The organism is Streptomyces sp. NPDC111744, assembly GCF_055634995.1.
On record NZ_JBVKCG010000018.1, the window covers coordinates 23,347 to 36,359 of the forward strand.

10 protein-coding genes and 1 pseudogene are annotated in these 13,013 nt (G+C 71.6%); 9 read left to right on the forward strand and 2 right to left on the reverse strand.

The window, feature by feature from the left end; translation table 11 throughout:
* Positions 1 to 156: 156 nt before the first annotated feature.
* A complete protein-coding gene (locus ACZ7OO_RS31925) occupies positions 157 to 747 on the forward strand; it encodes a ribonuclease FAU-1 family protein (protein ID WP_471510104.1) in 591 nt (196 codons plus the stop codon).
* Between the two features lie 618 nt (positions 748 to 1,365).
* Here the strand turns inward: ACZ7OO_RS31925 and ACZ7OO_RS31930 are convergent.
* A pseudogene (locus ACZ7OO_RS31930) lies at positions 1,366 to 1,581 on the reverse strand (Txe/YoeB family addiction module toxin); the annotation flags it as partial.
* A 498-nt stretch (positions 1,582 to 2,079) separates the two neighbouring features.
* Here ACZ7OO_RS31930 and ACZ7OO_RS31935 point away from each other — a divergent pair.
* Complete coding sequence (locus ACZ7OO_RS31935) at positions 2,080 to 5,154, forward strand: FG-GAP-like repeat-containing protein (RefSeq protein WP_471510106.1); 3,075 nt, start codon at positions 2,080 to 2,082, stop codon at positions 5,152 to 5,154.
* A gap of 191 nt (positions 5,155 to 5,345) precedes the next feature.
* On the opposite strand, the gene ACZ7OO_RS31940 is transcribed toward ACZ7OO_RS31935, so the two are convergent.
* A complete protein-coding gene (locus ACZ7OO_RS31940; RefSeq protein WP_471510108.1) occupies positions 5,346 to 6,536 on the reverse strand; it encodes a pyridoxal phosphate-dependent aminotransferase in 1,191 nt (396 codons plus the stop codon).
* Positions 6,537 to 6,675: 139 nt separating this feature from the next.
* Here ACZ7OO_RS31940 and ACZ7OO_RS31945 point away from each other — a divergent pair, with 139 nt between their 5' ends.
* From ACZ7OO_RS31945 to fbaA, 7 genes are all read left to right on the forward strand, one after another.
* Complete coding sequence (locus ACZ7OO_RS31945; protein ID WP_471510110.1) at positions 6,676 to 6,987, forward strand: hypothetical protein; 312 nt, start codon at positions 6,676 to 6,678, stop codon at positions 6,985 to 6,987.
* A 308-nt stretch (positions 6,988 to 7,295) separates the two neighbouring features.
* Positions 7,296 to 7,826 carry a DUF2617 family protein gene (locus ACZ7OO_RS31950; protein ID WP_471510112.1) on the forward strand — a complete coding sequence of 177 codons (531 nt, stop codon included), beginning with the start codon at positions 7,296 to 7,298 and terminating at the stop codon, positions 7,824 to 7,826.
* Positions 7,827 to 7,911: 85 nt separating this feature from the next.
* Positions 7,912 to 9,546, forward strand: a complete 1,635-nt coding sequence (locus tag ACZ7OO_RS31955; RefSeq protein ID WP_471510114.1) for a polyamine aminopropyltransferase — start codon at positions 7,912 to 7,914, stop codon at positions 9,544 to 9,546.
* 86 nt (positions 9,547 to 9,632) lie between these two features.
* Positions 9,633 to 10,355, forward strand: a complete 723-nt coding sequence (locus ACZ7OO_RS31960; RefSeq protein WP_471510116.1) for an SRPBCC family protein — start codon at positions 9,633 to 9,635, stop codon at positions 10,353 to 10,355.
* Between the two features lie 44 nt (positions 10,356 to 10,399).
* Positions 10,400 to 11,188, forward strand: coding sequence for an aldose epimerase family protein (locus ACZ7OO_RS31965; RefSeq protein WP_471510118.1), 789 nt, complete (start codon positions 10,400 to 10,402; stop codon positions 11,186 to 11,188).
* A gap of 10 nt (positions 11,189 to 11,198) precedes the next feature.
* Positions 11,199 to 11,747: an orotate phosphoribosyltransferase gene (gene pyrE, locus ACZ7OO_RS31970; protein ID WP_352222360.1), complete on the forward strand. Its 549-nt coding sequence runs from the start codon at positions 11,199 to 11,201 to the stop codon at positions 11,745 to 11,747.
* A 162-nt stretch (positions 11,748 to 11,909) separates the two neighbouring features.
* Positions 11,910 to 12,941 carry a class II fructose-bisphosphate aldolase gene (fbaA, locus tag ACZ7OO_RS31975; protein ID WP_471510120.1) on the forward strand — a complete coding sequence of 344 codons (1,032 nt, stop codon included), beginning with the start codon at positions 11,910 to 11,912 and terminating at the stop codon, positions 12,939 to 12,941.
* Positions 12,942 to 13,013 lie beyond the last annotated feature (72 nt).

Below are 13,013 nucleotides of genomic sequence, written 5' to 3' on the forward strand. Positions count from 1 at the left end.
TGCTGGCGTGGCTCACATTCGCACCCTGCCGGGGGTCCGGGGGTAAGTGCGAGAAATGTGCGCCCGATGGGGTAGCGGCCGGACCCGGCTCCTGGCGTGGCGCGGGCCGCCGGGGCCCGGGAATGGTACCGGGCGCGGCTGCTACGTTTCGCGATCATGGGAAACCGCTTGTTCTCCGCGCACGAGGTGATCGTCCGCCGGGAGATCCTCGACGGGCGTGAGTGGATGGTCTACCCGGTGCGCGTGGTCGAGGACACCGGCGACCTGCTCGCCGTCCACCTCGCCCAGGGCACCCCGCTCACCTTCGGCCCCGGCCCGTTCCGCTGGGGACCCCACCCCTGGACCGCCTTCGAGCCCTACTGGCAGTCGGAGGGCGTACTCCAGCTGCAACGCCCCGGCGACGGCTACTCGGTCTGGGCGCGCTACTCCAGCGGCGAGTTCACCGGCTGGTACGTCAACTTCCAGGAGCCGATGCGGCGCACCGAGCACGGCTTCGACACCCTCGACCAGGAGCTGGACCTGCTGCTGCCGGCGGACGGATCGCCGTACCGCTGGAAGGACGAGGACCACTTCGCCGAACGGCACCGCTCCGGCGGCTTCACCGACGAGGAGGCGGCAGCCGTCCGCGAGGCCGCCGCCTCCGTCGTGGAGCTGGTGGAGGGGCGCGGGGGCTGGTGGGAGCGGTGGCGGGACTGGCGGGCGCCGCAGGGGTGGGAGGTGCCGGGGGCGGTGCCCCTTACGGCGTAGTCGCCATGGGGTCGGTGGACCGGCTGCGCTCGTGTCCTGCGGCGAACGTCCGAGGACAGGCGTCGGACGGCGGGTATTCACCAGCCGACCATCACAGGTGATCGCCCGCCCGGACGTGGACAGACCGGAGGCCCGGACCATGGACAGTCCGGGGCTCCCATTTGGGGTCACGTGGTTGTGTGCCTCGCCAGGATCCACCTGGCGGGGCACAGTCGTGTACCCGAGGTCAGTCGGCCTCGTCCTCGCCGGCCTCGAAGCGCGGCAGGACGTTGGTGTCCGTGCCGTATGTGCCGAAGAGGTCGACCAGGGCCCTGGTCATGGCGTTCAGGCCGCCTTCGCGGACGATCACGAGGTCGGGGACGCGACCGCGTACTGGAAGGGGCCCGAGGAGACGTACGTCAGGAACTGCTTCGCCGAGCGCACCGCGGTGACCAGCTCCGGCGTCGACGTCACCCAGGCCACGCCTCGTTCGCACACCCATACACGCGTGGCGCACCGGGCCCACCAGGGTCAGCCGTCGCCGACCGAGGCGCGGGCTGAGAAGTCCGCCGCTCTGGGCCGTACGACTGACGCACCGTGCGGATGGGTCGGGACCGGTGGATCGCCGCGGTTCACCGGTCAGCTCTCGTGGTGGTAGCGGCACTGTGCGATCAGGACGGCGTCCTCGGTGGCCTTGTAGATCAGTCTGTGCTCGTCGTTGATGCGGCGCGACCAGTAGCCCTGGAATCCGTGCTTGAGCGGTTCCGGTTTGCCGATCCCCTCGTTGCCGTTCCGGGCGCTGTCCGCGACAAGCGTGTTGATGCGCTTGAGGATCTTCCGGTCCTGTGGCTGCCACCTCGTGGTGCGACAAGCGCAGGTACGACGGTCGGGAGCATGCGGCCTCCGATGTGGACGTTCCGGGCGGGTGGGGCGGGGCGGGCGACGGGGAATGCGAGGACCGACCTGCGGCGGCGGTCGGTGCGCGAGTGCTTTGCGAAGCCTTTCCGTCGCATCCGGCAGCACCTCGTTGCGTGCGCAGAATGCGATCCGGACGCAGGGGCGCCCGCTGCGGCAGGGGCTTTTTGTCCGCCGCGTGGCGACGACATCGACGTCACCGACAACGGCAGGTGCGCCGAGAAGGGGCCTGGGGTCGCCGACGCGGTGGCCGTCGCGAAGACGATCAGGATCTCGTCGTACCGGCACCTCAGAGAAACCTGTGGCCACTGTTATCCTCAACTTGCCGCGTGCGGGGGGAAGTTCGGGGGCCGGATATTTTGCGGCAGCATCAACACACGCCTTTCTACCGTCGACCTCCGTCACGCCTCTTTCCGCCGGAAGCCCTCAGGAGGCGACATGGCTCGTCGTACCACCGCCCGCGGCGTCGTCGCCGCGCTGGCAGTCCTCACCGTTGTCGCCGGTCCCGGTCCGCTCGTCGGCACGGCCGATGCGGGCGACGGCACCGGGAGCACCGCACTCGCGACCGAGAAGGTCTTCCAGTCCGACCGTTACCAACCCCGCGCCGACCGGCTCTACAGCGCCGGTGCCGACGGCTACCTGCATGCCCAGGAGGGGCGTTCCGGCTATCTGTGGACGTCGTACGCCACCGGGGCGACGACCGAACTGGGCGAGCTGTCACGACTCGAACTCGCCGGCTACCTGGGCTCGTCGTCCGACATCGTGACCGACGTCGTCTCGCCCACCCAGAAGGTCGTCCTCCGTGACCTCTCCGCCGCCACCAGCGCCGACGTCACCCTCACCCACGGCACATACGTGGCCACCTACGGCGCCCATGTGCTGACCCAGGCCCGGGACACGGACGGCAGCCGCAGGCTGTGGCTCTACGGCGGCGGCGCCCCCGCCGACGGCACCCTCGCCGACGGGTGGCCGGCCGGGATCACGTCGAACTTCCGGGTGCTGGGCGGCGACAGCGGCACCGCCGTCGTCGGCTACGCGCTGGGAGGCGTGCAGCACCTGGCGCTGGTGGACCTGGCTGCGGCGAAGGTCACCGGCGACGTGACCCTGTCCGCCGCTCCGGCAGCCGTCGCGCTGAGCGCGGACCGGTTGGTCTGGTACCCGTCCGGCACCACGCCGACGGCACACGTCCTGGACCGCGGTGACCTCACCTCCCCCGGGACGACGGTGACTCTGCCCGGCACCGAGGGCACCCCGTCGGTCGGCATCACCGGGGGCTGGCTGGTGGTGGCCCGTGCCGTGCCGTCGGACCCCTCCGATCTGGCCGACGACTCCGGCGAGCAGCTCATGGCCGTCCCCGTCACGGGCGGCGCCCCGGTCACGCTGCTCCGGCACGCGAACAGCTCCGTCGTACCCGCCCCCGACGGCAGCCTGCTGGTCGTCGGCGGCACCGACGCCGGGCACTGGGCGGTACGCCGGGTCACCGGCACGGGCGCGGACACCCCGGTACCGACCGAACTGACCGCCGTACCGCCGATGGCGGCGAAGATCACGCGGCTGTCGCTGGAGAACGGCACCCTGGCCACCGACGAGGCCGACAGCAGCTTCATGGGTGCGTACTACACCCGGCCGGTCGCCGCGGACGGCACACCCGGCACCCGGACCTGGCGGAAGTGGGACGGCCTCGGTTCGGGGCCGTACGCCACCGGGGACGGCCGCGCTGTCACGTTCACCGCCGACTCCGACCCGGTCGGCTCGTACGTCCAGTCCGTCGACAGCGACGACCAGGCCGGCTTCTTCTACCTGCCCTCGGCCTCCGGTACCGTCCTCGACGTCACCGGCCGCTACGCGGTCGTCAACGGTTCCTCCCCCAGCAAACAGTACGTCGGCGACCTCGGTGTCTACACCGACCTGCAGCCCGTCCTCACCCGCTCCGTCACAGCCGCCTCCGTCTGGGGGACCAGCCTGTGGACGCCGGGTTCCGGCAACGGTGTCGTCACCGCCAGGAACCTGAAGACCGGCGCGATCGCCGCCACCGTCAGCACCGGTGCGCCGTGCGTCCCCAAGGAGCTCCAGGTGGTGAGCCGCTGGATCTACTGGTCCTGCGGGACGGGCGGGACGGCCGGCGTCTGGGACCGTACGGCGAAGAAGAACATCCCTGTCCCCTCCGGCCAGGTCCAACTCGGCGACGGATACCTCGTCCGGCAGGACACGACGACCGGGACGCTTTTTCTCACCGCCTTCGCCGACGGCACCGCGGCCACCCGTGAGATAGCCGACCTTCCGGCGGCCACCTCCGGCGGCCGCGGGACGACCTGGACGGTGGACAAGTTCGGCGGCCCCGTCGCCTACGTCGACGCGGACCACCGGATACACCTGGTGCCCAGCGGGGTCGCCACCCAGCCGCTCTCCGCCGTCGAGTCCGAGACGAGCGGCAACGCCGGAGAGAGCAGCGCGGCCGGCGCCCCGTGGTGGCAGTGGCGCGGACTCCTCTCCAAGCCCGCCGCCTCCTGGACGGCCACCCTCGCCAGCAAGGCCACCGGTGCCGTCGTCCGCACCCTGTCCGGCGGGGCGGTGCAGGGCGACCTGACCGTCCGGTGGGACACCCGCGACGCCGGGGGCGCGTTCGTCCCCAACGGCACCTACGCCCTCACGGTGACGATCCCGCCCGCCGACGGCTCGGGACGCGCGCTGACCGTGTCGCAGACGGTGAAGGTGTCCGACGGGGCCGCCGTACGCCACGACTTCACCGGTGCCGGTTCCTGGGCGCCCGACGGAACCGGCGACATCCTGACCCTCAACTCCTCCGGCACCATCAGCTACCGGCCGGGCACCGGCACGGGCACCCTGGGCAAAGCCATGTCCGCCTCCGGCTGGCCCACCTCCGTGAAGCTCGTCCCGTTCGGCGACCTCGACGGCGACCGGCGCAACGACATCCTCGTCCGGTTCAGCAGCGGCGAACTGCGGGTGTACCGGACCATGCTCGGTCAGGCGTTCCTCACCAACACCCCGCACACCTCGCTGGGCAAGGGCTGGAACCAGTACGACGTCCTGACCTCGCCCGGGGACATCAGCGGCGACGGCCGTCCCGACCTCATCGCCCGCAACTCCGCCACCGGCGCGGTCTACCTCTACAGGGGGACGAGCACCGGAAAGCTCTCCGCGCGCGTGAAGCTCTACGCCGACTGGAAGACGTACAAGAAGATCGTGGGCGTCGGCGACCTCAACGGCGACGGCATCGGCGACCTGGTCGCCCAGGACAAGTCCAACAATCTGTACCGCTATCTCGGCACGGGCAAGGGCACCTTCTCCGCACGCGTGAAGCTGTTCTCCGCCTGGGGCGGGTCGTACAACACCGTCATCGGCGTCGGCGACCTCACCGGCGACGGCAAGGCCGACCTCCTCTCCCGCGACACCTCCGGCAACCTGTGGCGCAACAACGGCAACGGCAAGGGGGCGTTCGGCGCCCGCACGAAGATCGCCACCGGGTGGCGGGGGTACAAGGGGATCTTCTGAGTGGCTGCCGCGCGGCAGTCCCCGCCGAGGGAGGCCGGTGAGGTCGGTGGACCGGCAGTCGCTCCACCCGGTCGTGCAGCTCCGCGTCAGCAGTCGCGCTCGTCATTCCACCGCGCCGCTCTATGACCTGCGTCATCTACGCGCTGCGCCGTGAGTCAGGCCGGGACCCTTGCCGGTACGGCTGTCGGCTGTCAGCCGGCCAGCGTCTTGAGCCGGGTGGCGGCCTCCTCCAGCACCCCCGTGCGCTTGCAGAAGGCGAACCGTACGAATGGCGCACCCTGCTCGCGGTGGTCGTAGAAGACCGCGTTGGGGATCGCGACCACCCCGCAGCGCTCCGGCAGTGCACGGCAGAAGGCGAAACCGTCGCTCTCACCGAGGGGTCGGATGTCGGTGGTGATGAAGTACGTGCCGGCCGGGCGGAAGACCTTGAAGCCCGCCCGCTCCAGGCCGCCCGCGAGCAGGTCCCGTTTGGCCAGCATGTCCGCGCGGAAGTCCGCGAAGTACGAGTCGGGCAGGCGCAGGGCCTCGGCCACGGCGTACTGGAAGGGCCCGGAGGCGACGTACGTCAGGAACTGCTTGGCCGAGCGGACCGCGGCCACCAGATTCGGGGTTGCCGTAACCCAGCCGACCTTCCAGCCGGTGAAGGAGAACGTCTTGCCGGCCGACCCGATGGTGACCGTGCGCTCGCGCATGCCGGGGAAGGTGGCGAGCGGGAGGTGCCCGGCCTCGTCGAAGACCAGGTGTTCGTAGACCTCGTCGGTGACGACCAGCAGGTCCCGCTCGACCGCCAGCTCGGCGATCGCGGTCAGCTCGGCGCGGGTGAGGACCGTGCCGGTCGGGTTGTGCGGGGTGTTGACGAGCAGGAGCCGGGTGCGGGGTGTGACAGCCGCGCGCAGTTCGTCGAGGTCGAGGCGGAAGGTGGCGCCGTCCGGGCGGAGGGTGACCGGGACCCTGGTGCCGCCCGCCATCGCGATACAGGCCGCGTAGGAGTCGTAGTACGGCTCCAGGGCGACGACCTCGTCACCCGGCTCCACGAGGGCGAGCAGGGCGGCGGCGATCGCCTCCGTCGCGCCCGCCGTGACCAGCACCTCGGCGTCCGGGTCGTACGACAGTCCGTACCGGCGCTGCTGGTGCGCGGCGATCGCGGTGCGCAGCTCGGGGACGCCCGGCCCCGGCGGGTACTGGTTGCCGCGCCCCTCGCGCAGCGCCCGCACGGCCGCCTCCCTGACCTCCTCGGGGCCGTCGGTGTCCGGGAAGCCCTGCCCCAGGTTGATGGACCCGGTGCTGAGCGCCAGGGCGGACATCTCGGCGAAGATCGTGGTCCCGAACTCTGCGAGCCGGCGGTTGAGGAGAGGGCGTTCGCTGGAGGTCATGCCGGTCATCCTGCGCCCAAGCTCTGGAGTTCCTCAACTCTGCTTTGGTCGCCCGGAGGGCCGGGCATCCCCAGTCCACGCCGCGCTCACGCGGCGACCGGGGCGCCCACGGGGGGTCGCTCCGCGCGAACCGAAAGAAGGTGGCGCCATGGGCATCGTCTTCATCGTGGTGGCGGCCGCGATCATCTGCCTGGTGATCGTCCGGACCGCGGCCCGCAAGGGCGGGGTCGGCCGGGGCGGCTCCTCCTACGACAGCTCGGGCAGCTGGTGGGCCGGGGACTCGGGGTCGTCGTCCTCGCACGGAGGTCACGGGGGTCACGGCGGGCACGGCGGTCACGGCGGGCACGGGGGGCACGGGGGTCACTCCTGCGGCGGAGGGCACTCCTCGTGCGGGGGTGGCTCGTCCTGCGGCGGTGGCTCGTCGTGCGGCGGCGGGGGCGGCTGCGGCGGGGGCAGCTGACCGGGGGGTCCGGCCGGAGAGCGGGTAGCTCTCCCCGGGCGCCCCGGCGTGCGCCGGAAGGAGCAGGGCGCACCACATCGTTGAACAGTTGAGCTGTGGAGCCCTCTGAGGGATGGAAACCCCGCGAAGTTGGGTAAAAACGCTGTGGCAGCGCCACAGTTCATGATTCCCTCTAAATCACCAAAGCGGCGCCTCGGACGTCCTGACGACACCCCTCCCCGGCTGGGCCGGCCGGGCCGATCTCCCGGTGTCGGCCGAGGTGCGCCGGACCACACTCCTCCCCTTTTGCGTGTTAGCGGAGCCGATCCATGCTCACGACCCTGAACACCACCTACACCGATACGCGCGCGGCCGACCTCGCCTGGGCACTGGGTCGCGAACCGCTGCCCGCCCTGGCCACCCTGGACCTGGAACTGTCCGGGGCGAAGCTGCAGTTGAGACTGCTGGGCGCGTCCCACCAGGTGATTCTGGAGGAGGAGTGCGGCGGCTGTTCGGAGACGGTGGCATGCATCGCGGGGTCCAGCACACCCCTGCCGCTCGGGGTCGCCAAGCGCGTCAACAACTGGGAGTACGAGTTCGCGGCCCGCGTCGAGGTGCTGTCACCCGGCTCATTCGCCGGCCGCGCCCAGGAACTGCTCGCCCTCGTCTCCGAGCATCCGCACGGCCTCGCCGGAGTCTTCCCGGGCAGCCCGCACGCGTTCACCGCGCTGCTCGCCCAGCGCCACGAGGGCCAGGTGCACTGGCGTACCTGGCACGCGTACCCGCAGGACGGCCAGTTGGTGGCGACCCGGACGAGGGTCGGCGTACGGGTTCCGGTGCCCCGGTCCCTCCCTGGGTGACATAAACCAACGGGGCGTCAAGGGCGGCCGATTTCCACACGTGTGGGTGACGAAGCGTACCGAGCGAGTGACGTAACGTCGCAGAGTGATCGATCCGCACGCACCCGCCCCACCTGGCACACCGCCGCCCTGGGCCGCCCCCGCGCCGCTTCCCGTGCGGCCCGGGACGGGCCGGTTCCTGGTGCTCGCGTGCGTGTTCGTCTGCGCGGCCTGCGGATTGGTGTACGAACTCGAACTCGTCGCCCTCGCCTCGTACCTGATCGGTGACTCGGTCACCCAGGCCTCCGTAGTGCTGTCCGTCATGGTCTTCGCGATGGGCGTCGGCTCGCTGGTCGCGAAGCGGCTGCGCTGGCGCGCGGCGGCCGGATTCGGCGCGGTGGAGGCCGCGCTGGCGCTGATCGGCGGCTGCAGCGCCATGGCGCTGTACGCCGTCTTCGCCTGGACCGGCGCCTGGGGCGGCCTGTGGTCGACCGGGCCGCGCTGCCTCCTGGTCGCCTTCTCCCTCGCCATCGGCCTGCTGATCGGCGCCGAGGTGCCGCTGCTGATGGAGCTCATCCAGCGCATCCGCCGCCAGGACGCGGGCGGCGCGGTCGCCGACCTGTTCGCGGCGGACTACGTCGGCGCGCTGGTCGGCGGCCTGGCCTTCCCCTTCCTCCTCCTGCCCCTCCTCGGTCAGTTGACGGGCACCCTGCTCACCGGCACGGTCAACGTCGTCGCCGGGGGCGCCCTGGTCCTCGGCCTGTTCCGCCGCGACCTGTCCCGCCGGGCCCGCTGGACCCTCCTCGTCGCCAACGTGACCGTCCTCGGCGTCCTCGCCTCCGCCGCCGTCCACGTCGACGACTTCGAACGGGCCGCACGGCACGCGGTCTACGGCGACGACGTCCGGGTCGCCCTCCGGACAGACGTCCAGGAGATCGTCCTCACCGGCGGCACCCACGGCCGTCCCCTCGACCTCTTCCTCGACGGGCGGCTGCGCGTCGGCGGCCGCGACGAACGCCGGTACTCCGAAGCCCTCGTCCACCCCGCGATGAACGGCCCGCACGCGCGCGTGCTGATCCTCGGCGGCGGTGACGGCATGGCCGCCCGCGAGGTGCTCCGGCACACCGGGGTCGACCGCGTGGACGTCGTCGAACTCGACGCGGGCCTGGTCCGCCTCGCCCGCCACGACCCCGCCCTCGCCACACTCAACGGCCACGTCTACGACGACCCGCACGTCCACGTGGTCACCGCCGACGCCTTCTGCTGGCTGCGCCGGACCGCACCGCACGCCGCGTACGACGTCGTGATCGCCGACCTGCCCGACCCCGGCATCACGGCCGGCACCAAGCTGTACTCCGAGGAGTTCTACGGCCTGGCCCGCCGCGCCGTCGCCCCCGGTGGCCGCCTGGTCGCGCACGCCGGCCCGGTCCAGGGCCGCCCCCGCGTCTTCTGGACGGTGGCGGCGACCATGCGGGCCGCCGGCCTGGCCACGACCCCCTACCGGGTCCTGGGCCACGACCCCGGGTTCGCCGCGGGCCCCGACCGCTCGGCGGGCGAGTCCAGGCCCCCGCACGACTGGGGCTTCGTCCTGGCGACGGAGGGTCCGCGCGCGCCGCGGTTACGGCTGTCGGCCGACGGTCCGCGGCTGCTGACACTGACGGAGCGGGGACTGGAGAGGGACGCGCTGGAGGCGCCGACGACGGGACTGCCGGCTTCCACGTTGGTGGATCCGCGGTACTGAGCCGCCCCGGAGGAGCCCACGCCCCGGCCGCGTGCCGTGCGTCGAGGAGGGTATACCGGCCCAACTCGTGGGTAGGCTCAGTCGGCATGGAGCACCAGGTGTACGTCCCGGCCCCGGCCTCGCGGCTCAGGGGGGCGCTGGCCGACCCCGCGCGGGTCGCCAGGGCGGTCCCCGGCCTCCAGCAGGACGTGGGTGCCGCCCCCGGCACCGGCCGCGTCAAGGTCCGTATCGGCAGCCACTCCATCACCTACCGGGGGTCCCTGCGCGTCAGCGCCCGTGACGACGGTTCCTACGCGGTCGACGGCGACGCCACCGAGGCCCGTGGCACCGGCACGGTGAAGCTGGCGCTCACGCTCCGCCTCGCGGACACGGACGAGGGCTGCGAGGTCACGGTGACCGGTACGGCCTCCGCCGACGGGCGGGCCGCGGAACTGCCGGCGGAGGCGGTGGAGTCGGCGGCGACAAGGCTGCTGAACCGTTTTGTGGAGGGCCTGGGGGAGGCGCGGCCCGAGCCCCCGGACCAACCGGTGTCGACCTTCGAGACGGAGGTCCCGCCGCCGTCCCTGGCGCCCGAACCGGTCGAGGAGCCGCTGCCCGAGATCTTCGCCGAGGCGGCCCACGCCCGCCGCACGATGATCGGCCGCAGCGCGGAGGAGGTCGACCACGCACCGCCCCGCGGCCGCTATGCGCCGGTGCCGGCACCGCAGACGGTGGCGGCGGCTTCGGCACTGCGGTGGGCCGCACCGGCGGCGGCGCTGGCACTGGCGTCGGCGATCGTGGTGACGAGGGCGCTGCGCAGACGCCGCTGACGCCCCGGCACGACTGCCCGCAGCCGAGTCAGTACTGTCATCCCGTGAGTAACGAAGACATCACGCTGACCGCAGGCGACGCCACCCTCCACCTGCACCCCGGCAACGGCGGCCGTATCGCGGGACTGGAAGTCGGCTCCCTCGAACTCCTTCGCCAGGGCGAGCGCTTCGGCTGCTTCCCGATGGTGCCGTGGTGCGGCCGTATCCGGGACGGCCGCTTCCTGGACGGCGCCAACGTCGTCCAGATGCCCCTCAACTCCCCACCGCACGCCATCCATGGCACCGCCCGCGACGGCGCCTGGCGCACCGCGCGCCGCTCGGCGGACGAGGCCGTGATCACGTGCGAACTGGGCGACCCCTGGCCGCACCCCGCCCGTGTCACGCACGCCGTGCGGCTCGCCGAGGACTCGTTGACGCTGACGATGGCCGTGGAGACGTACGACGACTCCTTCCCGGCGCAGATCGGCTGGCATCCCTGGTTCAACCGCAGCCTCGGCGGCCAGGACGCCCAGGTCGACTTCGCCCCGGCCTGGCAGGAGGAGCGCGGCGCGGACCATCTGCCCACCGGTAACCGCATCGACCCCAAGCCCGGGCCCTGGGACGACTGCTTCGGCATGCCCGACGGCGTCGACGTCACCCTCACCTGGCCGGGACAGCTGGAGCTGAAGATCACCAGCCGTGAGCAGTGGGTCGTGGTCTACGACGAGCAGGAGGCGGCCGTGTGCGTGGAGCCGCAGACCGGCCCGCCGAACGGCCTCAACACGATCCCCCGTCTCGTCACCCTGCTGGAGCCGCTGGAGGCCACGACCACCTGGACCTGGACGCGCCTCTAAGCTGGTCGGCATGACGGACGTACGCGCTGAGCTGCTGCAACAGATCAAGGACAAGGCCGTGGTGCACGGCAAGGTGACCCTGTCGTCGGGGCTGGAGGCGGACTACTACGTCGACCTCCGCCGCATCACCCTCGACGGTGAGGCCGCCCCGCTGGTCGGCCAGGTGCTGCTCGACCTGACCGACGGCCTGGAGTACGACGCCGTCGGCGGCCTCACCATGGGCGCCGACCCGGTCGCCGGCGCGATGCTGCACGCGGCCGCCGCGCGGGGCCGCCGCCTCGACGCCTTCGTCGTCCGCAAGGCGGCGAAGGCGCACGGGCTGCAGCGCCGGGTGGAGGGGCCGGAGATCAAGGGCCGGCGGGTGCTCGTGGTGGAGGACACCTCCACCACCGGGGGCTCCCCGCTCGCCGCCGTCGAGGCCGTGCGCGAGGCCGGCGCCGAGGTCGTCGCCGTCGCGACCATCGTCGACCGGGCCACCGGCGCCGACGAGAAGATCCGCGAAGGCGCGGGTGTGCCGTATCTGTTCGCCTTCTCGAAGGATGAACTGGGGCTGGACTGACGCCCCGGTTGACGAGTGGGATTGACCCGGATTCGACCGGCGCCCGGAGCATCGGTTCATGTCTGGAAAGATGGGACCGACGATGACGTCGTACCTCAAGGTCTAGGTCAGGGCCGTAGAGAAACAGCAGTACGCCGACCCGCACACTCAAGGAGCGGACAGATGCCCATCGCAACCCCCGAGGTCTACAACGAGATGCTCGACCGGGCGAAGGCAGGCAAGTTCGCCTACCCGGCAATCAACGTCACCTCGAGCCAGACCCTGAACGCGGCGCTGCGCGGCTTCGCGGAGGCGGAGAGCGACGGCATCGTCCAGATCTCTACCGGTGGTGCCGAGTTCCTCGGCGGCCAGTACAGCAAGGACATGGTGACCGGCGCGGTCGCGCTCGCCGAGTTCGCGCACGTCATCGCCGAGAAGTACCCGGTCAACATCGCGCTGCACACGGACCACTGCCCGAAGGACAAGCTCGACGGGTACGTACGTCCGCTGCTCGCCATCTCCAAGAAGCGCGTCGAGGCCGGTCTGACCCCGCTGTTCCAGTCGCACATGTGGGACGGGTCCGCCGAGACCCTCGCGGACAACCTGGCCATCGCGCAGGAGCTGCTTGAGCAGGCCCGCGCGGCCAACATCATCCTCGAGGTCGAGATCACCCCGACCGGTGGCGAGGAGGACGGCGTCTCCCACGAGATCAACGACTCCCTCTACACCACCGTCGAGGACGCGATCCGCACCGCCGAGGCCCTGGGCCTGGGCGAGAAGGGCCGCTACCTGCTGGCCGCCTCCTTCGGCAACGTGCACGGCGTGTACAAGCCGGGCAACGTCGTGCTCCGCCCCGAGCTGCTCAAGGAGCTGGCCGACGGTGTGGCCGCCAAGTTCGGCAAGCCGGCCGGTTCCCAGCCGTTCGACTTCGTCTTCCACGGCGGCTCCGGCTCCACCGAGCAGGAGATCGCCACCGCGCTGGAGAACGGCGTCGTGAAGATGAACCTGGACACGGACACCCAGTACGCCTTCACCCGTCCGGTCGCCGACCACATGTTCAAGAACTACGACGGTGTCCTGAAGGTCGACGGCGAGGTCGGCTCCAAGAAGACCTACGACCCGCGCACCTGGGGCAAGCTGGCCGAGGCGGGCATGGCCGCGCGTGTCGTCGAGGCCACGCAGAACCTGCGCTCGGCGGGTAACAAGATCAAGTAAGCCGAATCACGGTATGGGCCCGGCGTCTGTCGACGGCTGTCTACGGCGCCGGGTCCGCTGTATACCTTGAAC

What these genes read in the sequence shown, in the direction of transcription:
- ACZ7OO_RS31940 (WP_471510108.1), bottom strand. Translation starts at nt 6,536, where the DNA reads ATGACCGGCATGACCTCCAGCGAACGCCCTCTCCTCAACCGCCGGCTC.
- ACZ7OO_RS31925 (WP_471510104.1), top strand. Translation starts at nt 157, where the DNA reads ATGGGAAACCGCTTGTTCTCCGCGCACGAGGTGATCGTCCGCCGGGAG.
- ACZ7OO_RS31945 (WP_471510110.1), top strand. Translation starts at nt 6,676, where the DNA reads ATGGGCATCGTCTTCATCGTGGTGGCGGCCGCGATCATCTGCCTGGTG.
- ACZ7OO_RS31960 (WP_471510116.1), top strand. Translation starts at nt 9,633, where the DNA reads ATGGAGCACCAGGTGTACGTCCCGGCCCCGGCCTCGCGGCTCAGGGGG.
- pyrE (WP_352222360.1), top strand. Translation starts at nt 11,199, where the DNA reads ATGACGGACGTACGCGCTGAGCTGCTGCAACAGATCAAGGACAAGGCC.
- ACZ7OO_RS31935 (WP_471510106.1), top strand. Translation starts at nt 2,080, where the DNA reads ATGGCTCGTCGTACCACCGCCCGCGGCGTCGTCGCCGCGCTGGCAGTC.
- fbaA (WP_471510120.1), top strand. Translation starts at nt 11,910, where the DNA reads ATGCCCATCGCAACCCCCGAGGTCTACAACGAGATGCTCGACCGGGCG.
- ACZ7OO_RS31950 (WP_471510112.1), top strand. Translation starts at nt 7,296, where the DNA reads ATGCTCACGACCCTGAACACCACCTACACCGATACGCGCGCGGCCGAC.